General features: G+C 56.1%; 17 protein-coding genes. 14 read left to right on the forward strand and 3 right to left on the reverse strand.

The window, feature by feature from the left end:
• The first annotated feature begins 25 nt into the window (after positions 1 to 25).
• The 5 genes from JYE49_RS01415 (at position 26) to JYE49_RS01435 (ending at position 5,737) form a co-directional block, all read left to right on the forward strand.
• Positions 26 to 1,492, forward strand: a complete 1,467-nt coding sequence (locus tag JYE49_RS01415; protein ID WP_093956528.1) for an ABC transporter substrate-binding protein — start codon at positions 26 to 28, stop codon at positions 1,490 to 1,492.
• Between the two features lie 118 nt (positions 1,493 to 1,610).
• Positions 1,611 to 2,546, forward strand: a complete 936-nt coding sequence (locus JYE49_RS01420; protein ID WP_093956903.1) for a carbohydrate ABC transporter permease — start codon at positions 1,611 to 1,613, stop codon at positions 2,544 to 2,546.
• 1 nt (position 2,547) lies between these two features.
• The gene (locus tag JYE49_RS01425; RefSeq protein ID WP_093956527.1) at positions 2,548 to 3,396 is read left to right on the forward strand and encodes a carbohydrate ABC transporter permease; all 849 of its coding nucleotides are present in this window, start codon (positions 2,548 to 2,550) and stop codon (positions 3,394 to 3,396) included.
• A gap of 23 nt (positions 3,397 to 3,419) precedes the next feature.
• Positions 3,420 to 4,817, forward strand: a complete 1,398-nt coding sequence (locus JYE49_RS01430; RefSeq protein WP_093956526.1) for an arabinan endo-1,5-alpha-L-arabinosidase — start codon at positions 3,420 to 3,422, stop codon at positions 4,815 to 4,817.
• Positions 4,814 to 5,737: a glycoside hydrolase family 43 protein gene (locus JYE49_RS01435; RefSeq protein ID WP_093956525.1), complete on the forward strand. Its 924-nt coding sequence runs from the start codon at positions 4,814 to 4,816 to the stop codon at positions 5,735 to 5,737. The genes JYE49_RS01430 and JYE49_RS01435 overlap by 4 nt, the downstream gene beginning before the upstream one ends.
• Positions 5,738 to 5,838: 101 nt before the next feature.
• Here JYE49_RS01435 and JYE49_RS01440 read toward each other — a convergent pair whose 3' ends face one another.
• Both JYE49_RS01440 and JYE49_RS01445 read right to left on the reverse strand, forming a co-directional pair.
• Positions 5,839 to 7,116, reverse strand: a complete 1,278-nt coding sequence (locus tag JYE49_RS01440) for a hypothetical protein (RefSeq protein WP_093956524.1) — start codon at positions 7,114 to 7,116, stop codon at positions 5,839 to 5,841.
• A 157-nt stretch (positions 7,117 to 7,273) separates the two neighbouring features.
• A complete protein-coding gene (locus JYE49_RS01445; RefSeq protein WP_093956523.1) occupies positions 7,274 to 8,470 on the reverse strand; it encodes a class I SAM-dependent methyltransferase in 1,197 nt (398 codons plus the stop codon).
• A 177-nt stretch (positions 8,471 to 8,647) separates the two neighbouring features.
• Between JYE49_RS01445 and JYE49_RS01450 the strand changes: the two genes are divergently transcribed.
• From JYE49_RS01450 to JYE49_RS01470, 5 genes are all read left to right on the forward strand, one after another.
• Positions 8,648 to 11,092 carry an amidohydrolase family protein gene (locus JYE49_RS01450; protein WP_093956522.1) on the forward strand — a complete coding sequence of 815 codons (2,445 nt, stop codon included), beginning with the start codon at positions 8,648 to 8,650 and terminating at the stop codon, positions 11,090 to 11,092.
• A gap of 75 nt (positions 11,093 to 11,167) precedes the next feature.
• Positions 11,168 to 12,292, forward strand: coding sequence for an AI-2E family transporter (locus JYE49_RS01455; RefSeq protein WP_093956521.1), 1,125 nt, complete (start codon positions 11,168 to 11,170; stop codon positions 12,290 to 12,292).
• Positions 12,293 to 12,311: 19 nt separating this feature from the next.
• Entirely contained in the window at positions 12,312 to 13,883 is a 1,572-nt protein-coding gene (locus JYE49_RS01460) for a hypothetical protein (protein ID WP_093956520.1), read from the forward strand.
• Entirely contained in the window at positions 13,880 to 14,641 is a 762-nt protein-coding gene (locus JYE49_RS01465) for a TPM domain-containing protein (RefSeq protein WP_093956519.1), read from the forward strand. The genes JYE49_RS01460 and JYE49_RS01465 overlap by 4 nt, the downstream gene beginning before the upstream one ends.
• A gap of 107 nt (positions 14,642 to 14,748) precedes the next feature.
• The gene (locus JYE49_RS01470; protein WP_283399326.1) at positions 14,749 to 16,104 is read left to right on the forward strand and encodes an MATE family efflux transporter; all 1,356 of its coding nucleotides are present in this window, start codon (positions 14,749 to 14,751) and stop codon (positions 16,102 to 16,104) included.
• A 193-nt stretch (positions 16,105 to 16,297) separates the two neighbouring features.
• Here JYE49_RS01470 and cysK read toward each other — a convergent pair whose 3' ends face one another.
• Positions 16,298 to 17,230, reverse strand: a complete 933-nt coding sequence (gene cysK / locus JYE49_RS01475; protein ID WP_093956517.1) for a cysteine synthase A — start codon at positions 17,228 to 17,230, stop codon at positions 16,298 to 16,300.
• 353 nt (positions 17,231 to 17,583) lie between these two features.
• Here cysK and JYE49_RS01480 point away from each other — a divergent pair, with 353 nt between their 5' ends.
• The 4 genes from JYE49_RS01480 to purB all read left to right on the forward strand — a co-directional run bounded on the left by JYE49_RS01480 (position 17,584) and on the right by purB (position 23,270).
• Positions 17,584 to 18,186, forward strand: coding sequence for an epoxyqueuosine reductase QueH (locus JYE49_RS01480; RefSeq protein ID WP_093956516.1), 603 nt, complete (start codon positions 17,584 to 17,586; stop codon positions 18,184 to 18,186).
• A 66-nt stretch (positions 18,187 to 18,252) separates the two neighbouring features.
• Positions 18,253 to 20,397 (forward strand): Tex family protein, encoded by a 2,145-nt coding sequence (locus JYE49_RS01485; RefSeq protein WP_093956515.1) that lies wholly within the window; start codon positions 18,253 to 18,255, stop codon positions 20,395 to 20,397.
• 131 nt (positions 20,398 to 20,528) lie between these two features.
• Positions 20,529 to 21,803, forward strand: a complete 1,275-nt coding sequence (locus JYE49_RS01490; protein WP_093956514.1) for an adenylosuccinate synthase — start codon at positions 20,529 to 20,531, stop codon at positions 21,801 to 21,803.
• A 51-nt stretch (positions 21,804 to 21,854) separates the two neighbouring features.
• The gene (purB, locus tag JYE49_RS01495; RefSeq protein ID WP_093956513.1) at positions 21,855 to 23,270 is read left to right on the forward strand and encodes an adenylosuccinate lyase; all 1,416 of its coding nucleotides are present in this window, start codon (positions 21,855 to 21,857) and stop codon (positions 23,268 to 23,270) included.
• Positions 23,271 to 23,282: the final 12 nt, after the last annotated feature.

The raw sequence follows: 23,282 nt of genomic DNA on the forward strand, positions 1-23,282 counted from the left end.
TCAGAAATAAAAGGAGGAAGAACCCATGAAGAAACTGTTGGCTGTGCTGCTGACCGTATGCCTGCTGTCCACCCTGTGGACCGTATTTGCGGTTGCGGAAGACAAACCCACCATCGTCGTGAACACCTTTGCCCAGGAACACGAGAAGGCCATGTATGAAGAAGTGATCAAGCAGTTTGAAGAAGAAAACAACTGCATCGTGGACTTCCGGGTTTCCGGCGACCAGTACTGGCCCGAACTCGAAGCATCCCTGACCGCGGGCAATGCCCCTGACGTCTTCTACCTGGGCGTTGGCGACGTTCGCAAGCGCGTCTGGACCGGCGCTGTGGCCGCCCTGGACGATTACCTGGACGTGAGCACGCTGGGCAATATCTGGCCCGAAGCGCTGAACCTGTACAAGTATGACGAAGAGTCCAACAAGCTGGGCGAAGGCAAGATCTACGGCCTCCCCAAGGACTTCTCCGCTGTTTCCATGACCGTGAACAAGGCGATCATCCGCAAGCGCGACGCTGAGATCAAGCAGGCGATTGCAGACGGTATCCTGCCTTTCTATCCTGAAATCGATGAAAACGGCAACCTGCCGGTTTATACCTTCACCGAGTTTGCCAACCTGTGCAAGATCTGCACCTTTGAAGACGAAACCCTGCCCGAGACCGCCGGTTCCAAGCAGGTTTACGGCACCCACCTGTGGGAAGACTTCTGCCTGAAGCCCTTTATCTGGGGCGCCGGCGGAGATTACCTGAACGAGGACTGCACGGAAGTGCTGTTCAACACGGATAAGTTCATCGAAGGCTATGAAGGCTTCATGAAGATCGTTGAAGTGGGCGGCTCCGGCTCCTCCACCGACGAAACCTCCGGTTACCTGAAGTTCCTGGCAGGCCGCTGCGCCTTCTTCCCCTGCGGAACGTGGGACGTGGGCGCCTTCCAGGCGATCGAGGAAGATGAAGCCGTGAACCCCGGCAAGAGCTGGTTCGACTTTGACGTGGCTCCCTGGCCCATCAGCGACGAATACGCTTCCCTGTCCATCGAAGAACGGCAGGACAAGTGGGTTGGCCGTCTGGATTCCGTCGGCTTCTGCATCAGCGCCCAGTCCAAGTATCCGGAACTGGCCGCGAAGTTCGCCTATGCCATGAGCGCGGATCCCGAAGTGCAGCGCTTCCTGGCCAAGAAGGGCGGCCAGCTGCCGAACCTGATGGAAATGGCTGAAGGCGAATACCTGACCGATGACAGCTACTTCCCGGAAACCCGTGTGGTGTTTGTGAAGATGCTGGAAGGCCAGAACGGCCACCGCGAAGTGTCTTCCATGACCTGGAACGACCTGTGGCTGACCGAAGGCTTCAACACCGGCCTGACGAGCGTCTGGAGCTTCTATGAGAAGAGCGACCTGGGCGTGACTCCCATGGACGTGCGCACCTACTGCGAATCCATCCAGGACAACGCGCAGCAGCTGTTGAATGACGCCATCGACGATATGGAAGCCATGAAACCCTGACCACTGACGGAGTAACTCCTTTTTAATTCGAAGGAGGAGGGATTCCCCTCCTCCTTCCCTTCTTGTTCTGACAACAGCGGCGGAAGGCTGAAGACCATTCATGAAAGGAAGCGGAAACATGCAGCGGACTGCAGGAACAACTGTGGCGGCACCGGATCTGCGCCGGCGAGGTCTGAACTACCGGCAGAAAGATGCCCTCTGGGGATATGGCATGATCACGATCCCGCTGATCGGTATGCTGATTTTTGTCCTGATCCCCTTCGGTATGTCCGTGTATGCCAGTTTTACTTCCTGGCCCATGGGACAGGCAATTGAAAAAGCAAAGAACGTGGGCCTGAAGAACTATGTTGACATGTTCAATAACAAGCTCTTCTGGCAGAGCCTGGGGAACACCTTTTACTACATGATCGGCATTCCGATCGGCCTGGCGATTTCCCTCCTGCTGGCTTACGCCATGAACCGGGGAACGCACTATGAGAAGGTCTTCCGCGTGGTTTACTATGTGCCTGTGATTTCCAGCGTGGTGGCCATTACCTTCGTCTTCCAGCAGATCTTTAACTCAGACGTAGGAATCATCAACGAAGGACTCCGGGCGCTGGGCGTTTCCGATCCGCCCAACTGGATGAGCCATGCCGGCTATACCAAGTGGGTGATCATGATCATGGCGATCTGGAAAGGCCTGGGAAGTTCCATCATCCTGTATATTGCGGGGATGCAGGGTATTTCCCGTTCCTATTACGAAGCGGCGCAGGTGGACGGCGCCAACTGGTGGCAGACCTTTCGGAAGATTACGCTGCCGCTGCTGATGCCTGTAACCTTCTACCTGATTGTGACCGGGGTTATCGGCGGATCCCAGATGTATGTGGAACCGCGGCTGATGTTCTCCGGCAACGGACCGAACAATTCCACCTTTACCACGGTGATCCATCTGTATGACCGGACGTTTGTCAATTCCAAGGCGGGCTACGGCAGTGCTGTGGCTGTCTTCCTGGCGGTCATCGTGTTCATCCTGACCCTGATCCAGTTCAAACTGAACGGAAAGGGGGATAAGTGAGATGAAAACAAGAAAACGGATTGTTGACATTGTCATTTTTGCCCTGCTGCTGGCAGGATCCGTACTGATGCTTTATCCCTTTGTATGGATGGTTTTCACCTCATTCAAACCGAAACTGCATGTTTATATCGGCGGCCTGCTGCCGCAGGTATGGACAACGGAAAGCTATACCCAGATCTGGGGCGAAATCGATCTGCTCCGCGGCTTCCTGAATACAGCCCTGTATTCGATTCCGCCGGTGATTATCGGATCACTGGTATCCGTAGCCGCGGCCTATTCCTTCGCCAAGATCCGGTATAAGGGCCGGAACGCTTTGTTCCTTTTCCTGCTGGGCTCCATCATGATCCCGTTCCCGTCGATCATGGTTCCCCAGTATGTGCTGTTCAGCGGTCAGTTCTGGATTTTCAGGGTCAATCTGCTTCAGTCCCCCTGGCCCCTGATTCTGCCAAAGTTGACCGGCAATGTAATGATGATTTTCTTCCTGCGTCAATTCCTTTACGGAATCTCTGACTCCCTGGTGGAAGCCGCGAAGATTGACGGCTGCTCCCATCTGCGGATTTACTGGAAGATCATCCTGCCTTTGACAATTCCGGCGCTGAGCGCGCATGGCGTTCTCTGGTTCATCGCAGCCTGGAATGACTACCTTGCGCCGACGCTGTTTATCAAGAATCCTTCCTGGCAGCCTGTTACCGTGATGATCGCCAAATTCAACGAGCAGTATGCCATCAACAACCATGTGCCGCGGATTATGGCCGGCAGCGTTATGCTGATTGTGCCTGTGCTGATTATCTACGGTTTCTTCCAGCGGTGGATTATCGAATCCATGATGTTTGCCGCAGTCAAGGAATAATCTTTTCCAAAGGAGCGTCAGCATTGAAAATCTTTCTTATGCTGCTTGCGGCGTTGATCCTGGCCGTTCCTGCGCCTGGCCGGGCGGCGTCTTTCAGTGACCTGGGAAACACCGGACTGATTAACCGGCCGGAAGACTGGGGCGCTGTCAACACACATGATCCCTCCCTGGTTCGCGGGGATGACGGAAGATGGTATGTCTTCTCCACTGACGCCAGCGCAGGAGATATTCACCGCTGCGGCGTCCAGGTGCGGGTTTCGGATGACCTGACTCACTGGGAATACCTTGGGGCCGCTTTCGACGACTATGAAACAACCTGCGCCGAAGAGATTGCGGCCGCCAGGCTGAATCCGTCGAAACATGACGGTCTCTGGGCTCCCGACGTGGTGAAGGTCGGAGATCAGTGGCGGATGTATTACAGCGCGTCCACCTTTGGCTCCAGCCGCTCTGTGATCGGCATGGCGGTATCCGGCAGCCTGACGGGTCCCTGGGAGGATAAAGGGATTGTGATCCGCAGCGACGCCGGCGCTTCGGCAAAACCGAACGCGATTGATCCCTGCATTTTTACAGATCCATCAGGAAAACAGTACATGACCTGGGGCAGCTTCTTCGGCGGCATCTGGCTGACCGCGCTTGATGAGAATGGGTTCGCGGAAGGCGAACCGGTGCGGATCGCCGGTTTCCGTGGCTGCAGGGCAGAGGGCAGCTATCTGATCTGGCTGCCGCAGACAGAATACTATTATCTTTTCGTTTCCTACGGCTCGCTGCTGGAGGACTACAACATCCGGGTAGGCCGCTCGCGGACCATCGAAGGTCCGTATCTGGACGCCAACGGGCGGCAGATGACGGATCTTGTGGCGGCGAATGAAAGCCGGATCGGCGTTAAACTGATGGGCGGCTATCAGCTGCAGCATGACAACGGCACTTCTCTCGGAATCAAAGCTCCCGGTCACTGTTCCGTTGCAGTGGACGGGGAAAGGCTCTGGCTGTGCCATCATACCCGGACCCAGAAGCTGGCTGACTGGTGGTTTGCCATGCAGATCCGGCCGATGATGCTGTCCGCGGACGGATGGCCGCTGGTGATGCCGATGAGTTACCAGGGGGAGACCTTTGAGCCGGTGACGGAACTGCCGGAGGGAGCCTATAACCTGATCCGGCATGAAACCGACAGCAACAAGGCTCCGAAGGTTTCCGAAAGAATCACCCTGAAGGACGGCAGGCTGGATGACCGGGGAAGCTGCGCACTGGAGGACGGCCGGGTAAACCTGACGCTGGACGGCGTCTGTTATGACGGGGTGGCCCTCTGGCAGACGGACGATGAACGGGGAGGCAGGGTCATGAGCATTTCCGCCATCAGCGGGGAGGGCGAATGCATCTGGCTCGGCGAGGAAACGATACATGAGGAGGAAACTTCCCGATGAAACCGTTTATTGAACAACGGGCGGATCCCTATATCATCCGCAAGGACGGCTGGTATTACTTTACGGCTTCTGCCCCGGAGTTTGACCGGATTATCCTGCGGAAGGCAAGAACCCTGGAGGAACTGCCCGACGCCGTGGAAAAGATTATCTGGTCCCGGCATGAGAAAGGCCCGATGAGCTGCAACATCTGGGCGCCGGAACTGCACTTTGTGGACGGAAAATGGTATGTGTACTTTGCCGCGGCCCGGCGGGGAGCGGATGAATCCGGCGTTTATGATCACAGGATCTATGCGTTGGAAAATGATCAGGCAGATCCGTTTTCCGGCGGTTTTACCGAGAAGGGAAGGATTGATACCGGATGGGAGAGCTTTTCCCTGGATTCCACTATGGTATCCTACGGCGGGAAACGGTATTTTATCTGGGCACAGCGGGATTATGAGATTCCCGGCAACAGCAACCTGTATATCGCGGAAATGAAAAACGCGCTGGAACTGAAGCTGCCGGCGGTGAGACTGAGCATACCTGAGTATGACTGGGAGTGCCAGGGATACCTGGTGAATGAAGGGCCTGCCTGCCTCATCCATAACGGACGGTTGTTCCTGACCTATTCCGGAAGCGCTACGGATGAGCGGTATGCGGTAGGCCTGCTGACGCTGAAGGAGGGCGGAGACCCGCTGGATCCGGAAGCGTGGATCAAATCGCCGGTTCCGGTGATGGTGACCGAGGAAAAGAACGGCTTATACGGACCGGGACATAATTCCTTTACCGTGGACGAGGAAGGCCGGGACCTGATTGTGTTCCATGCCAGGCCTTATCCCGGCTTTCACGGGGACGCCCTCAGCGATCCGAACAGGCACTGCTTCCTGCGCAGGGTGGAATATACAGAGGACGGGATTCCGGTTTTTGCTGATAACGATTGATATGATCCGGATTTATAAAGCATGAATATAAAAAACAGAAGCGATCGATGAGCGCTTCTGTTTTTTGTCAGACAGACATGGAAATCCCCTTTCTGCCTGTTTTATCGCGGTTCCTTGATCTGGATTGAGACATAATCTTCACTACCGGCTATGATTTCATCAGTCCCGTCTTCCCTGGTGCTGCATGCACAGGCGTTTGCGAAAACCCAGAGTTCTTCAGTGCTGGAAAGCAGTTCAAAGTCAGTAATCACAGCATGAACCGTATCATTGCCGTTCTCCGGAGTAAGATAGGGAACCATGGCCGGGAATTGCATATTTTGCAGGTAAAGCCTGTTGTTTCCCAGATGGTTTCCCTCCAGGTCAAACCACTGGAAAACCCGCGGAGTGTTTATATTTTTCTCATCCTTCTGATCCGGCGCAGAATACAGGACAATTTTCCGGTTGATAATCATTATCCTGCTATTGGTACTTTTCTTTTCAGTTTCATCCTTATATGTCCATTGAACATTGCCTTCCGTATCCAGTTTTAACAGTGCATATTTCCATACGATGCTGTCTGAATCGCCGGCTTTGCCTTCACACACAAGCGCAGCGCATCCGCCGTCCTTTGTATTGACAATCTCATTGATCCTGACGGCGGAAGTGTCTGTCCAGATGGGATCAAGCGTCACATTCCAGAGCGGTTTCCCTTCAAGCCTCTCTTTTTTGATTATTCGTGCGCGGCCATCCTTGGCGGAAACAGAATCATAGAGCAAGATGCCGCCTTTTATCTCTTCACAAAAAAGCTTTTTTCCGGACAGGATCTCATTGTTTTCATCAAGCGGATTGCCGTCCCAGTCTGTAATGATATAACGTGTTTTATTATCCTCTTCTGTCGGCAGGAACATCTGCACAAGACAGGAGGTATCATTGGTTTTTGACTGTATGATTCCTGGAAGATCAGTTTCTTTTCCGGTTGCCTGACCAGATTGTGTAAAATACCTGATTTTGGTTCTTGCGCCTTCCGGTGCCTCGTGGTCTTCATCTCCTATATCAAACAGTACTGCAATGGTTCCATCCGGACGCTCTGACACAGCGAATACTGTACTGGCTTCTTCCTCCGGGGTAATGTATTCCCAGTTTACTGTCCGGTCCGGGTTCAGGCACAGCAGCCATTTCCTGGTGATATCCTTGCTTTCGTCCAGGCATTTTGATCCACCGAAAAGCAGCCGCCCGTCAGAAAGTGTATTGACAAAGAAAAGATAATCATTGTCTCCCTCGTAAAACTCTTTTACATTTACATTTTGAGCAAGTGCTGAACCAATCAGCATGATCAGGCACAGGCTCATGATCAGCATCTGTTTCAGGATGGACAAACCATTGATCTTTGTTGATTTCATTGTTTCATCTCCTTCCCCGATATTGAGGTTTGCCAACTATAGAACGAAAACAGCAGGCATTTTCATTCGAAACAGAAAAATCGTTTAGACTGAATTTCACAATAAAACAGAAGCGATCGATGATCGCTTCTGTTTTTGTATATGTCAGATGGATGTGTCAGACGAGCTTTTCTCCAGTGATTTCCTCTTTCATGAGAGACCAGAGCGTCGGGGTGACCTGGAATTCCTTCAGAGCGGATTCGATCTCCGGGAGCATGGCCTGCTTCCGCTTGGCGGAGGCCTTGGCACCGCCGGGCCGGAGGACTGCCCGGAGCATGATGTTCTTGGGGGTATGCTCCAGGTCAATGAATTCCAGCACCTGGGTCTCGTAGCCGCAGCACTCCAGGATATCAGCCCGGAGAGCATCGGTCAGCAGGGCGGAGAAGCGCTCCTTGATGATGCCGTAGCGTGTGAGGACGTTCAGGTTCTGAGAGGTGATGGTGTTGTTGATTTCATGCTGGCAGCAGGGAACGGAGAAGATCTTCTTCGCGTTCCATTTGACCGCGTTGTACAGGGCGTAGTCTGTGGCGGTATCACAGGCATGAAGGGTAATGACCATATCTACGTCGTCATCCGGGGAGTAATCGGCGATGTCGCCGACCTCAAACCGGAGGGAGGAGTAGCCGTACTTCTGAGCAGCCTGGTTGCACTTCTCAATGACGTCCGTTTTCAGGTCCAGGCCGATGATGTCCACGGCCAGGTGCCTGATCTCTGTGAAATAGTAGTAGAGGACAAAGGTGAGGTAAGCCTTGCCACAGCCGAAGTCGATGACGCGGAGGGGCTTGTCAGCGGTGTAGTCCTTATACTCATCGTCGATGATTTCCAGGAACCGGTTGATCTGGCGGAACTTGTCATACCGTGAGCGGATGATCTTGCCTTCCGGGGTCAGGACGCCCATATCCACCAGCGGAGGCACGATCATGCCTTCCTGCAGGATGTGGTTTTTCTGCCGGTTGGGAAGTGCCTTGGAGCGGACCAGGGGCGTGGCCTGGACAGAGGCGGTGGTAGTGACGTGCGCCTTTCCCTTTTTGGACAGGAGAATCTCCATGACCCGGCCGTCATTCAGCCAGAGGTTCAGCTGGCGGTAGGTTTCCGCGGCCGTTTTCAGGCAGAAGGAAAGGATATCAGCAGCGGGAACGGTCTCGTGGAAAACCTGGGTGACCGTAAAGGAGGAGACAAAGAATTCCTCTCCGTTTCTCTCTGCCCGGATCTTCCGGTATTTTGTTCTGGAGGGAAGCGGATTGCTGAAAATGACCGACTGCAGTGCGTCGGATGTAAGGGGGCGAAGCGCCTCGTCAAGACTTTCGTAATTCATGGAAAACCTCCGGATCATACAAACCGCCTGAAACGGCGGGAAACACTCTGGAACAACGTCATAGTACCACATCCGGGGATGAGCGTCCAGCAGCGCAACGGGGTTGAACGCATTTCCGGAACGTGATATAGTGGGCAAAAGGGAACTGAAGGAGCGCAGAGCGGGAAAGGAAAGGTCATGATCTTTTTTCAGCAGTTCTATCTCGATAAAGAAAAGGATATTGCGGTCGACCTCTGCATGGAGGGAGACCGCCTGTTTTATACCATCCGGACGCCGAATCACCATACCGGCAACCTGATCACCAACCTGGCCAGGCTGTGCAGCCTGCAGACGGAGGAGGATGACCGGGGGCTGAAGGTGATCCGGGATGAGATCCCCTGTTACTATGACGGGGATAACCGGAAGATGTATATCCTGCGGCTGGGGAACACGAAGATCGCCAATATTTTCCCGGACGGCAGGGTGGAAATGAAGGCATCAATTCCTGCTATTTCAAAAACCCTGATGAGCCAGACCCGGGACTACCGGCTCGGGGTGGCCAAGACGATCGTGAAAACCTATATCCGCAGCGAGTGCAAGTTCCATACGGATCTGCATACGCATATGAACGGCAACCTGCCGCCGGACGCGCTGATTGCCCTGGGCATCGTGCGGCAGCTGCGCTATCCTTATTACTACATCAAAAAACTGGGACTCAAGTGTGATCCGACTCAGAAGGCGAAGCTGGAACAGCGCCGGGCTGAAACGGAGAAAAAGCTGGGAGAAACCGGCCTGACCGGCAAGTACCGGGACCGGCGGATTGACGACCATACCTTTATCAATTTTGCGGAGCTGATCCTGGGCAACCCGGCAGACGCCCAGTACAACATCGACCGGATCCGGAACTCCCTGACCATCCCCAAGGACGGACAGGCGGTGTTCGCGGACCTGGAAAAGGTGTACCTGTACCGCTATGTGTTTACCAAGGGACTGCCCGCGGAGGATCCCTTCAGCGGGATCAACCTGGCCCTGATCCCGGACCGGGAAGTGCTGGCATACGCGGAACAGATGCGCCGGGACCGGGAAACGGAACGTTTCGGAAGCAACACCCTGTACCAGGACCTGCTGCTCTGGATCGCCCGCGAATACCGCCGCAGGGGGATTGAGTACGCGGAAATTTCGGATACGGCTCTGCTGAACCGGGATCTGTTCGCCGCAAGGCTGCGGGAAATCCATGAAGTGATGCCGGCAGTGACCCGGGAAACCGGGGTGATGCTCCGGTTCCTGGCCGGTATCCGCCGAATCCCGCTGACGATTATCCGGGACCGGATTACCCCGAACGACTACCTGGCGGACAACCTGCAGATTCTCCGGGCGATTGCCGGGGATCCCTACGTGGCCGGAAGCGATATCATCGGTGAAGAAATCAACAGCATCCTGGAACTGCGGGCGGTGATCCGGGAACTGGTCCGGATTGCGGGAGAGCATGAAGGCTTTGTGATCCGGATTCACGCGGGCGAGAACGACTCCCTGCGGGACAACGTGGCCAACAGTATTGACTGTGTGAAGGAAGCGCTGGCGCCCGGACAGCCGATGCCGGCCCTGCGGATCGGCCACGGTCTGTACACCTGCGACCTAAAGACAGCCCGGGGAAGGAAACTGCTGGAAGATATCAAGGAACTGGGGGTTACGCTGGAATTCCAGATTACTTCCAATGTGCGGCTGAATAACCTTTCCAGGCTGGACAACCATCCGCTCCGCCGGTATCTGCGGGCGGGCATTGCCTGCGTACAGGGGACCGACGGCGGCGCCCTGTACGGAACGGATTCCATTGATGAAGAGCTCTCCCTGGAAAAACTGCTGGGGCTGAGCTTTGAAGAATTGAAGAAGATGCGCCGGGCGGATGAACGGATCCTGCAGCGGAGCCGGCAGGTCTTTGAACAGCGGATGGCGGCGTTCCGGGAGGACTGCGGCGCCGGAGACGCGGAAAAGTGGTACCAGCGCAGGCTGGAGGAGACGCCGCGGATCACCCAGGACCTGTGGAAGGAATCCGGACGGATTGACGCGGCGGAAGAACTGAAGGAACTGATTGCGCCGCTGCCGGAAGGCCTGTTCCCGGTAGTGGTGGCGGGCGGCAGCTTTAACCACAGCGGGCACCGGACGGTGATCCGGGAAGAGGATCAGCAGATGATTGACCGGCTGCTGGACACCCTGGATCCGGCTAAGACTTTCTTTGTGATCGGTCACAGCCTGACGGGGCTGGAGGGCCGCCTGGCCGCGAGGAACCGGGGACGGTTCCGGATTTTTGCCATTGTGCCTACACGGATCAGCCGGGCTGAGAAGAAACGGCTGCAGGAGGCCGGCGTATCAGTACGGATCTCCATTGAAAGCTCCGGAATGGGCTTGTACAAGAGTTTTGCCTATGAGATCTTCAAACGCATGAATTCCGTGCTCCTGGCCTTTGACGGCAACGCGCCGGCCATGAACCTGATCCAGGAGGCGCGGAACGGCCGGGGAAAGTGCCGGATTTTCCTGAATCCCCGTTCCCGGGGACTGAGCGAGAAGGCGAAACTGCTGGAAGGCTACGTCCGGCCGCTGACGGAAGACGCGGATATCGCAGGCGTTGTGGAAGAACTGAGATAAGGGCCTTTATCTTTACAAATACAGCCCTTCAGGGGTAAAATATACTTTAGTTTTTGCCTGAAAGGCGGTGATCGGATGAGCGAAGAAAGAAAAGCGGCTGAGCGGATGCTGCTGCGTCTGCTGGGCGTTGCCGCGGCGTTTGCCGTAATACGCTGGGTGCTGCCGGAAGTGTGGGACAAGATGTCTCCCTTTATTATCGCTGTTCCGATAGCGGCCGCGCTGCAGCCGGTGATCCGGTTCCTGCAGAAACGGATCAAACTGAAACGAAGCCCTGCTTCGCTGATTCCGGTGCTCCTGCTGCTGGCCCTTTTCCTGGGACTGATTATCTGGCTGCTGATCTTTGCAATTGGTCATGTACCGGGAATCGTCAGTCAATCCGGAGACCTGATGACTGAGAGCATCAGCACGATGCGGCTGGCGATGAGCAATCTGCTGACAAAAATCGGGGAATCCACAGATCCCGGAGTGGCAGACTGGATCCGGAATGCCCTGACCACACTGCTGGAACGCCTGAGCATATGGGGAACCAGTATTGCGCAGACTGTGGGCACCTTTGTTGTCAACCTGGCAACAGCCATGCCTTACAGTATCATCTATATCAGCTTCCTGACCATCGGGTTGTACTTTATTGCCAAGGAATATGAGGAAATCCGCAGCTACCTGCCGGGCGGAAAACGCCGCAAGCAGGACAGCCGGACCACCCAGCTGACCAATTCCACGGTGAAAAGCCTGTTCGGCTACCTGCGGGTCCAGGGCACATTTGCCCTGATTGTCGGGATTGTGTCATGGATTTACCTGACTTGTTTCGGTTTTTCCTACGCGGGCATCACGGCCCTCTTCTGCGGCGTGATGGAACTGGTGCCGATGATCGGCAGCGGCGTGCCCTATATTATTATGAGCGTTATCCAGTTCCTGCTGGGGAATACGGCGGCGGGATTCCAGATCCTGTTCCTGACCCTGGGCCTGCAGCTGCTGCGCCGGGTGCTGGAACCGAAACTGATGTCTGATTCCATCGGTATTACCCCGCTGGAGAGCCTGATCGGCATGTTTGTGGGTATGCGCTTCGGCGGCATCATCGGCCTGATTGGCGGACCGGTGCTGATGTCGGTGCTGGTGGGCGCTTTCAAGGGCGGATTATTTGCTTCCACAGCAAGAGACTTCCATCTGATCTCCGTCTGGATGAAGAACAGATTGAAATAAGTTTTCAGGAGGAACACTCATGTACAGTTGTCCCGGGTGCGGGTCCCAGATGTTGTTTGATATCCCCAGCCAGATGCTGAAATGCAATCGCTGCGATCGAACCATGAGCATTGCTGAGGCGGACGAGAAGGAAGCCCGGCAGGCGGGAAGCAGCTTCGATATGGAACTGCTGACCTGCCCGACATGCGGCGCGGGAATCCATGCGCTGAATACCGCCGCGGCTGCTTTCTGCAGCTACTGCGGTTCTTCTGTGATGCTGGAAAAGCAGGAAGCACAGTATGATCCGCCGGAGAAGGTGATTCCTTTCCAGATTACCCGGGAGCAGTGCTTTGAAAAATACCAGAGCATGCTGAAGGGCAGCTTCTGTGCCGATCACCGGCTGAAGGAGCATATTTCAGCGGACAGCTTCCGTGGTATTTATGTGCCTTACCACACTTACAACGCGAGCGTGGATGGCACCATGACCCTTGAAGGACATGAGGACAAGGGCAATACCACATACTACTACAAGACACAGGTCAAACTGGATCACCGGTATGAAGGGATTATGCATGACGCCTCCCGGGAAATGCCGGATAACATTTCTGAATCCATCTCGATTGCCCATGGCGCACAGGAACGGATGGTTCCGTTTTCGCCTGCCTACCTGAGCGGTTTTTACGCGGACGTGGCGGATACGGATCCGGATGTTTACGTGCCCTATGCCAAGTCCGAAGCTATCCGTAAGGGACTGGAGGATACCCTGCCGAGGCTGAAGGACGACTCGCTTTCCTATTCCATGTCGGAGGCGGAAAAGGCCCTGACATCCAAGGCGCATGCAACCTATACCGGAGACGCGCTCCTGCCGGTATGGTTTATGTCCATGAAGAGCGGAAAACGGGTGCTTTACGCGGTACAGAACGCGGTGACCGGTGAAATGTGGGCGGACATCCCGATGGATATTCCGCGGTTCGCACTGGTGGCGCTGGCACTGGCGGCGGCCCTGTATGCCCTTTTCCAGAACTACCTGGCCCTGCGTCCGGAAATGGTCATGATTACGGCCATGCTGCTGGCGCTCTTTGCCCAGTGGGCCGTTAATTCCAGAAGAACCCGGATGAAAGAAAAGGAAATGATGGAAGCCGTAATCCAGGGTGAAACGGTGGACGTGCAGGACCGGGTCAACAAGATGAAACGGCTGGAAAAACGGGTAGCCCGCCAGAATAATCACGGGATCTTCCGGTACCTGGGGATCTTTGCGCTGGGCGCGGCTTCCTATCTGAGTATGGATCTCCTGTCGGGCCTGGATAATATCCGCATTTACAAATACGGGTCCCTGGCCCTGCTGGTGGTGATGGGGCTGATGATCCTGCCGCTGGGCGACCGTTCCAAACTGCCGTTCGGCTGCTTTGTAACCTTTGCCGCGATGGCCGCGGGTACGGCTATCCTGCTGCTGGATCCCTTCCACAGCGCGGATATGCCGATTTATATCGTGACACTGGCAATTATGGCCGGCGTGATCTGGGAATGCCTGGAACTGCTGAAACTGTACAACAAATCCTGTTCGAACACGCTGCCTCAGTTTGAAAGCCATCAGGGAGGTGAGCTGCTGTGAAAAGAATCGCTGCTTTCCTTCTGCTTCTGGTGCTGATGCCCTGTCTTGCGGGAGCTGAGAAACTGACAAAGACCAATGAAGAAACCGGCTATATTGCCGTGATCGACGATGGCGCACTCCTGCTGGATGCCGCGGAATACAATGACGTGATGAACACGATGATGGGAATCACGGATTACTGCAATGTGGGCCTTTATACCTATCATGGCGAATCACGGGCATACGTGGGCGACAAGGCGGAAGAATGGGCAAACAAGACGTTCACCGGGCACTGCACGTTGTTTATGATCGATATGACGACGAGGCAGATTATGCTCTGGTCCAGCAGTGATATGAGGAAGACCATTACCCAGGCCAAGGGTAATATCATTGTGGACAACGTCTATACCTATGCCTCTGACAAAGAGTATGCCCGCTGTGCCATGACCGCGTTCAACCAGACGCTGAGGGTGCTTAAGGGCGAAACGGTCAGCGGACCGATGAAGTATATCAGCAATGCACTGCTGGCGATTGTTGTTGCCCTGCTGCTGGCCTATCTGCTCATTTCCACACGGCATGAACAGGAAGTTAAGGTCAGTCTGCCGGAGATTATCACAGCCACGGCGGGCATGGGCGCGGTGATTGGTGCCAAGAAACTGAGCCGGAAGGTGCATCACAGCAGCTCTTCCGGCGGCGGATCCCATGGCGGCTTTGGCGGCGGCTTCAGCGGTGGCGGCGGAGGCGGTTTCAGCGGCGGCGGCAGCAGCCACGGATTTTAACTAATTCAGAATTATGAATTCAGAATTATTGCTGATCGGATTCTGAGTCATTGATCGCTGTTCAGTGGATTACCCTGACAAAGAGTCCTTTGATAGAGTGAATAACGATGAATTATGAGTTAACCTCCACAGGAGCCATGACCCGGAAGGCACTGTCTGTTGCCTGGCCGGCGATGATGGAAAGCTTTTTCGTGGCGCTGGCCGGCATGATCGATACCATGATGGTTTCAGCCCTGGGAAGCTATGCCATCGCGGCGGTCGGCCTGACCAACCAGCCCAAGTTTATCGGACTAACGATCTTCTTCGGGATCAATGTGGCGGTTTCTGCCCTGGTGGCACGCCGCAAGGGGGAAAAACGCCAGGATACAGCCAACCAGATCCTGCTGACGGCGATTATCCTGGCCTGTATTGCCTGCGTCGTGGTATCGGTGCTGTTTGTGGTTTTTGCTCCCTGGATGATGGAACTGGCCGGCAGCAACGCGGATACGCATGAGGCGGCGGTGACCTACTTCCAGATCATCATGGGCGGCACATTCTTCAATGTGATTACCATGGTGATCAATTCCGCCCAGCGGGGGAGCGGCAATACCAAGCTGTCCATGACCACGAACCTGACCAGCAGCGTGGTGAACATCCTGTTCAACTATCTGCTGATTGAGGGTCACTTCGGCTTCCCGGCCTGGGGAATCCGGGGCGCGGCGATTGCCACGGTGCTGGGCACAGTGGTGGCCGCCGGTATGGCGGTATCCTCCCTGTTCCGCCGGAACAGCTATGTGCGGATCCCCCTGATGAAACAGCTGAAACTCCGTTATTCACGGGACTGCGCGAAGTCCATCTGGCATCTGGCGCTGAATACGTCCCTGGAGAATATCGCGGCGCGGGTCGGCTTCCTGGCGACGGCCATGATTGCGGCCCGGCTGGGAACGGATGAGTTCGCAGCGCACAATATCGGCATGAGCATCCTGGGACTTGGTTTCTCCTTTGCGGACGGCATGCAGGTAGCGGCAGTGGCGCTGGCGGGTGAGTCGCTGGGCGCCGGACAGAAGGAAAGGGCTAAACGCTACGGCAGTATCTGCCAGCGGATCGGCCTGCTGATTTCCTTTATCCTGGCATTGCTGCTGTTCTTTGGCGGACGATGGTTCTACGGACTGTATTTCAGCGAGCCTCACATCCTGGAAATGGGCGAACTGATCTGCCGGTACCTGATTGTGATTGTACTGCTGCAGATCAGCCAGATTATCTTTACCGGCTGCCTGCGGGCGGCGGGCGACGTACGCTATGTACTGTATGCAGCCATGATTTCCATTGCGGGAATCCGGACTGTCTCCACCCTGCTGATGGTGAACGTGCTCGGCTGGGGACTGACCGGCGTCTGGCTGGGAATCCTTGCGGATCAGCTGTCCCGGTTTATCATGGTTTCCCTGCGTTTCAAACAGGGGAAGTGGGTTGATCTGAAGATCTGAATCAGAGATTCAAATCTTCTAAAAAGAAGAATGAAGAATGAAAAATGAAGAATGGCGGAGAAAACCGCACCCGGTGGGTGCGGTTTTTGCGATTATATGCGAACCCCCGCGGGAGGCCTTCCGCGGGGGTTGCTCTTTGGAGGTAGTTTGTATGGAGGTGGTTTGTATGCTTACAATGCAGAATACATTGTAATCAGTCAGTAAAGAGGGCGGTAGAGTAGTAGCGGTCGCCGCTGTCGGGCAGCAGGGCTACGATGGTCTTACCCTTATTCTCGGGCCGCTTGGCCAGCTGGATGGCACCGAAGAGGGCAGCACCGGAGGAGATGCCTACGGAGATGCCTTCCTTCTTTGCCAGCAGCTTGGCAGTGGCAAAGGCATCCGCATTGGCGGCCTTGAAGATTTCATCATAGATCTTGGTGTTCAGCACGTCCGGAACGAAACCGGCACCGATGCCCTGGATCTTATGAGCGCCCGCATGGCCTTCAGACAGCACAGGGGAATCTTCCGGCTCCAGGGCGACAACCTTCACGCTGGGGTTTTTGGATTTCAGGTATTCACCGACACCGGTCAGGGTGCCGCCGGTGCCGACACCGGCAATGAACAGGTCAACCTTGCCGTTTGTATCGTTCCAGATTTCGGGACCGGTGGTTGCCCGGTGAATGGCGGGGTTTGCGGGGTTCACGAACTGGCCGGGGATGAAGCTGTTGGGCGTTTCCTTTGCCAGTTCTTCAGCCTTGGCAATGGCGCCCTTCATGCCCTTGGCACCTTCGGTCAGCACGAGCTCGGCACCGTAGGCCTTGAGGATGTTCCGGCGTTCCACGCTCATGGTTTCGGGCATGGTCAGGATGATGCGGTATCCTTTGGCGGCGGCGATGGAAGCCAGGCCGATACCGGTGTTGCCGCTGGTGGGCTCGATGATGACGGAGCCTTCCTTCAGCAGACCTTTCTGCTCAGCGTCCTCGATCATAGCCTTGGCAATGCGGTCCTTGACGCTGCCGGCGGGATTGAAGTATTCCAGTTTCACCAGGACGGTGGCTTCCAGTCCCAGTTCCTTTTCGATATTCACGACTTCGACCAGGGGGGTATTCCCGATCAGCTCCAGAGAGCCTTTGTAAATCTTAGACATAATCCTTACCTCCTCGATGTGTTGCGGACAATATATCATAGTAAACCTACTAAGTCAATAGGTAAAAGATAGATTGTTCCTATCAGGTCTTATAGTACAAGTTTATAGGAATATCGTGAGCAGGTAAATGAAATGTTTGCCAAAGGCAAACATGAAATATGGAGGGCGAGCCCTCCATATGAAATATCGTGCTGCGCACGATGTGAAATATCCGCCCGTAACGGGCGAATGTGATATTTGCTTCAAAGCCTATTTTACAAAGCCGGACAGCGATTGACGGGGGACGTGTTCAGTTGACTTTATAAGGAGAGAAGTGTAAAGTTGGCCATGCAGTAGAAAGAGGAGTGGAGCCTATGGAGAAAAGAAACTATCAGCGGGAGATGGAAGCGGAAATCGCACGGCTGGAAGGCCGAAAACCGACACTGCTTCTGCACAGCTGCTGCGGTCCATGCTCCAGCGCGGTGCTTGAGCGGCTGACCGAGCATTTCCAGGTGACACTGCTGTATTACAATCCGAATATTGAACCGGAAGAGGAATACCTGCACCGGCTTTCAGAGCAGAAACGCCTGCTGACGCTGCTGCCGGGAGAGATACCGATGCTGCCCTGTGATTATGACCACGAGGCGTTTGATGCCTTCGCACCGGCACTGGCGGACGCTCCGGAGGGCGGGGAACGCTGCCTGGCCTGCTTTGCCATGCGGCTGAACTATACCGCGGAGCAGGCGAAAGCCCACGGCTTTGAATATTTTACGACCACGCTTTCGGTCAGCCCGCACAAGAACGCGGACAACGTGAACCGGATCGGGGAGGAAGCTGGAAAACGGTACGGGGTGAAATACCTGTTTGCTGACTTCAAGAAAAAGAACGGATACCTCCGGTCCCTGGAACTGTCCAGGGAGTACGAGCTGTACCGGCAGGACTACTGCGGATGCCAATATTCAATTCATAATTCATAATTAGTTTGTGGATGAGGAAATAAGGTGTCCGATTTCGGACAGATATCTGACAAGGAGAAGTACAGAATGGATTTTGTGAACAGACTGGCGGGGGAGTTTAAGCTGCGGCCGCAGCAGGTACAGGCGGCGGTGGAACTGCTGGACGCGGGGAACACGATTCCCTTTATTGCACGGTACCGGAAGGAAGCGACAGGCTCGCTGGATGACCAGGTGCTGCGGGAGATGGCAGAACGGCTGGAATACCTGCGGAACCTGGAAAAGCGCCGGGAGGAAATTGCTTCTTCCCTGGAAGAACAGGGCGTCATGACCGATGAACTGAAGGCCCAGCTGGCAAAGGCTGTGACCCTCAGCGAACTGGAGGATATTTACCGTCCTTTCCGGCCGAAACGCCGGACCCGGGCAACCGTGGCAAAGGAACGGGGACTGGAACCCCTGGCCCTGTGGCTGATGCTGCAGCAGGCGGGAGATCCCGCGGCGGAAGCGGCCAAGTATATTAATGAGGAAAAAGAAGTGCCCGACGCGGAGATGGCACTGGCCGGGGCACGGGATATCCTGGCGGAAACGGTGAGCGACAGCGCGGAGATCCGGAAGGAACTGCGGGCGTTGCTGAACCGGGAAGGCGTCCTGCACAGCAAGGCGGCCAAAGAGGAAGACAGCGTATACAGCATGTATTACGACTTCCGGGAGCCGGTAAGGAGCATTGCGGCGCACCGCATCCTGGCGGTGAACCGGGGCGAGCGGGAAGAGTTCCTGAAGGTGACCCTGGAGGCACCGGAAGAAAAGGCCCAGGACGCGATCCGCAAGGCCTTTGTGCGGAACAGTACCCCGGCCGCACAGCAGGTGGCGGAAGCCTGCGCGGACGCCTGGGAACGGCTGGTATTCCCGTCCCTGGAACGGGAAATCCGGAACGACCTGACCGACCGGGCCAACGTCAGCGCAATCAAGGTGTTCAGCGACAACCTGCACCAGCTGCTGATGCAGCCGCCCATCAAGGGCAAGGTGACCCTGGGCGTGGACCCGGGCTTCCGGACGGGCTGCAAGCTGGCTGTGGTGGACGAGAACGGCAAAGTGCTGGATACCGGCGTGGGTTATTTCACCCTGCCGGGCAATGAAGGTGGCAAGGCAGCCGCGGCAAAGCTGATCAAGGGCTTTGTGAATAAGTACGGCATTACGGCGGTGGCCATCGGCAACGGCACGGCCAGCCGGGAAAGCGAACAGTTTATCGTATCCCTGCTGCCGGAACTGCCGGGCGTGGCCTATATGATCGTCAGCGAGGCGGGTGCCTCGGTATACAGCGCCAGCAAGCTGGCGGCGGAAGAGTTCCCGGACTTTGACGTGACCCAGCGCAGCGCGGTTTCTATTGCCCGCCGGATGCAGGATCCGCTGGCGGAACTGGTGAAGATTGATCCGAAGGCCATCGGCGTGGGTCAGTATCAGCACGACCTGAAGCAGAATGAACTGACCGCGGCCCTGGACGGCGTGGTGGAACAGTGCGTGAACCAGGTGGGCGTTGAGGTCAGCACGGCTTCGGCGGAGCTGCTGAGCCATGTGGCAGGCATCGGACCGGCCCTGGCAAAGAACATTGTGGCATATCGCGAAGAAAACGGCATTGCCAGCCGCGCGGCCCTGAAGAAGGTGCCGAAGCTGGGACCGAAAGCCTATGAGCAGTGCGCAGGCTTCCTGCGGGTGATGGACAGCAAGAATCCCCTGGACGCCACCGCGGTGCACCCGGAAAGCTATGACGCGGCCAAGCTGCTGCTGGAAAAGCTGGGCTATGATATGAAGGAAATCCGGGGCGGCGCGGCGGACGTGGTGCACCGGGCCAGCCGCTACGGCCACGAAAAGCTGGCGGCGGAGATCGGCGTCGGCCTTCCGACGCTGAACGATATGCTGGGTGAACTGGCCAAGCCCGGACGGGATCCCCGTGACGAGCTGCCCAAGCCGGTGCTGCGGACGGACGTGCTGGAGATGAAGGACCTGAAACCCGGCATGGAACTGACCGGTACCGTACGGAACGTGATTGACTTCGGCGCCTTTGTGGATATCGGAGTGCATCAGGACGGACTGGTGCATATCAGCCGCATGGCGGAGAAGTTTATCCGGCATCCCTCCGAGGTTGTGAAAGTGGGGGATATCGTGAAGGTCTGGGTGGTCAGTGTGGATGAGCAGAAGAAACGCATCGCACTGACGATGGTACAGGGAAGAATGTGATTTTCAAAGCCGCCGAAGATTATGTTTTTTGGCGGCTTTTGAATTGCCTGAATGATTGACACGCTATGGGTTCGGCGGTAAAATAACTTGTTGTGTTTTTGGCACAAGTATGACGACCGGAGGAAGACAAAATGGCTTGTACAGCGATCGTTGGAATCAACTGGGGCGACGAAGGCAAAGGCCGCATGGTGGACCTGCTGACGGAGCAGATTGACATTGTGGTTCGCTATCAGGGCGGCGGAAACGCCGGCCACACCGTTATCAATGAGCACGGAAAGTTTGCCCTGCATCTGCTGCCCTCCGGCATTTTCCGGAAGAATGTGATCAACATTCTCGGCAACGGTGTTGCCATGGATCCGGAAAGCCTGATGAATGAGATTAAGGACGTTGCAGACAAGGGTGTTGCCGTGACTCCCGAAAACCTGAAAATCAGTGACCGTGCCTCCCTGCTGATGCCCTGGCACCGCCGGCTTGACGAGCTGGAAGAACAGCGCCTGGCTGACAAGAAGTACGGCTCCACCAAACAGGGTATTGCCCCCTTCTATTCTGACAAGTATCAGAAGAAGACCGTCATGGCAGGCGAACTGTTCTATCCGGAACGGCTCCGTGCCCACCTGAAGGACCTGATGGAGTGGAAGAACCTGATCATCAAGGGCGTATACGGTGCTGAACCCTATACCTGGGATGAGATTGAAAACTGGCTGAACACCAGCTGCGAAGCCATTAAGCCTTATATCTGCGATACCGGCGACCTGCTGCGGGAAGCGGAAGAGAACGGCAAACGGATTATGTTCGAGGCCCAGCTGGGCTCCCTGCGTGACCTGGATCACGGCATTTATCCGATGACCACCTCCTCCAACACCATCGCGGCATACGCACCCGTGGGCTCCGGCCTGCCGAGCGCGCAGCTGGACCGGATTATCGGCGTTGTGAAAGCTTATTCCACCTGCGTGGGCGAAGGCCCCTTCACCTGCGAAATGTTCGGTGAGGAAGCGGAGAAGCTGCGTGAAGCCGGACATGAATACGGCGCCAAGACCGGCAGACCCCGCCGGGTCGGTCCGGTGGACCTGGTGGCCACCCGTTACGGCGTGCAGGTGCAGGGCGCTACGGAGATTGCCCTGACCAAGCTGGACGTGCTGAGCTACCTGGATGAGATTCCTGTCTGCGCCCACTATGAGCTGAACGGCGAGCTGACGGACAAGTTCCCCTTCCCGGCGGCGCTGGATGACTGCAAGCCCGTGATTGAAACCGTCAAGGGCTGGAAGAAGGACATCAGCGGCGTACGCACCTGGGAAGACCTGCCTGAGGAAGCCAAGGCCTATGTGCAGATGATCGAAAAGGCGATCCGCTGCCCCATCAAGTGGGTTTCTGTCGGACCGGAAAGAGACAGCATCATTATGCGGTAATAAGCCAACTGAGGTTTACGGAAGACACACGATACAGAATGGAGAAAAACGATGACACAGCAGTATGAAACCCCACTGTCCTCCCGGTATGCTTCCAAATATATGCTGGAGCTGTTCTCCGCCGATACGCGCTACCGGACCTGGAGACGCCTCTGGGTTGCCCTGGCCAAGGCTGAAATGGAACTGGGCCTGCCGGTAACGCAGGAACAGGTGGACGAACTGGCCACCCATATCGAGGATATCGACTATGACTGCGTGCGGGAGCGGGAAAAGGAAGTCCGCCATGACGTTATGGCTCACGTCTATGCCTACGGCAAAGTTGCTCCTTCCGCGGCAGGCATTATTCACCTGGGCGCCACCAGCTGCTATGTGACCGATAACGCCGACCTGGTGATCTACCGGGACGGCCTGAAGTACCTGCGCGGAGAACTGCTGGGCGCCATGAAGAGCCTATGCGACTTCGCGGAGAAGTACAAGGATATGCCCACGCTGGGCTATACCCACTACCAGCCGGCACAGCCTGTGACCGTGGGCAAGCGCGCTTCCCTCTGGCTGCAGGACCTGGCCTCTGACCTGGAAGAGATCGACTTTGTGATCGATCACCTGCGCTTCCTGGGATGCCGCGGCACCACCGGTACCGAGGCCAGCTTCATGGATCTGTTCGAGGGAGATGAAGCAAAGATTGATGAAATGAACCGCCGGATTGCGGGCACCTTCGGTTTCTCCGAGTGCTTCACCGTGTCCGGACAGACCTATCCCCGCAAAACGGACAGCCGCATCCTGAACGCACTGAGCGCCCTGGCCCAGAGCTGCTACCGCATGGCGAACGATATCCGCCTGCTGCAGCATGACCGCCAGATCGACGAGCCCTTCGAAGAAAACCAGATCGGCTCTTCCGCCATGGCTTACAAGCGGAATCCCATGCGCTGCGAACGCGTATGCTCCCTGGCCCGTTACTTGATGGCGGACGCAATGAACGCGCCGCTGACCGCCTCTGTGCAGTGGATGGAACGGACGCTGGACGACTCCGCCAACCGCCGGATCTCCCTGCCGGAAGCCTTCCTGTGCGCGGACGCGATCCTGCGCCTGGTCCGGAACATTGCCGGAGGCCTGCGGGTGAACGAAAAGGTGATCGACAAGACCCTGCGGGAGTATATGCCCTTCCTGGCTACCGAAAACCTGATGATGGAAGCGGTGAAGCGGGGCGGAAACAGGCAGCAACTGCATGAAATCATCCGCCGCTGCTCCATGGCCGCAACCGAGAAGATGAAGCAGGGCGAGCCCTGTGACCTGCTGGCGCGGCTGGCCGCGGAAAAGGATTTCGGCCTGACCGAAGCGGAGATGCAGGCGGTGCTGGATCCGGCAAAGTATACCGGCCGCTGTGGCGCACAGGTGACCGCGCTGGCGGAAAAACTGCGTCCGCTGTTCACGGAAGCCACCGAAACCAAAGACTCCATCGATCTGTGAGGATTTAGACCG

Source organism: Aristaeella hokkaidonensis, from assembly GCF_018128945.1.
Lineage (GTDB): Bacteria > Bacillota > Clostridia > Christensenellales > Aristaeellaceae > Aristaeella > Aristaeella hokkaidonensis.

Bases quoted from the DNA above. Each gene is read 5' to 3' on its own strand.
- JYE49_RS01415 (WP_093956528.1), top strand. From the start codon at position 26: ATGAAGAAACTGTTGGCTGTGCTGCTGACCGTATGCCTGCTGTCCACC.
- JYE49_RS01420 (WP_093956903.1), top strand. From the start codon at position 1,611: ATGCAGCGGACTGCAGGAACAACTGTGGCGGCACCGGATCTGCGCCGG.
- JYE49_RS01425 (WP_093956527.1), top strand. From the start codon at position 2,548: ATGAAAACAAGAAAACGGATTGTTGACATTGTCATTTTTGCCCTGCTG.
- JYE49_RS01435 (WP_093956525.1), top strand. From the start codon at position 4,814: ATGAAACCGTTTATTGAACAACGGGCGGATCCCTATATCATCCGCAAG.
- JYE49_RS01440 (WP_093956524.1), bottom strand. From the start codon at position 7,116: ATGAAATCAACAAAGATCAATGGTTTGTCCATCCTGAAACAGATGCTG.
- JYE49_RS01445 (WP_093956523.1), bottom strand. From the start codon at position 8,470: ATGAATTACGAAAGTCTTGACGAGGCGCTTCGCCCCCTTACATCCGAC.
- JYE49_RS01450 (WP_093956522.1), top strand. From the start codon at position 8,648: ATGATCTTTTTTCAGCAGTTCTATCTCGATAAAGAAAAGGATATTGCG.
- JYE49_RS01455 (WP_093956521.1), top strand. From the start codon at position 11,168: ATGAGCGAAGAAAGAAAAGCGGCTGAGCGGATGCTGCTGCGTCTGCTG.
- JYE49_RS01460 (WP_093956520.1), top strand. From the start codon at position 12,312: ATGTACAGTTGTCCCGGGTGCGGGTCCCAGATGTTGTTTGATATCCCC.
- JYE49_RS01470 (WP_283399326.1), top strand. From the start codon at position 14,749: ATGAATTATGAGTTAACCTCCACAGGAGCCATGACCCGGAAGGCACTG.
- cysK (WP_093956517.1), bottom strand. From the start codon at position 17,230: ATGTCTAAGATTTACAAAGGCTCTCTGGAGCTGATCGGGAATACCCCC.
- JYE49_RS01480 (WP_093956516.1), top strand. From the start codon at position 17,584: ATGGAGAAAAGAAACTATCAGCGGGAGATGGAAGCGGAAATCGCACGG.
- JYE49_RS01485 (WP_093956515.1), top strand. From the start codon at position 18,253: ATGGATTTTGTGAACAGACTGGCGGGGGAGTTTAAGCTGCGGCCGCAG.
- JYE49_RS01490 (WP_093956514.1), top strand. From the start codon at position 20,529: ATGGCTTGTACAGCGATCGTTGGAATCAACTGGGGCGACGAAGGCAAA.
- purB (WP_093956513.1), top strand. From the start codon at position 21,855: ATGACACAGCAGTATGAAACCCCACTGTCCTCCCGGTATGCTTCCAAA.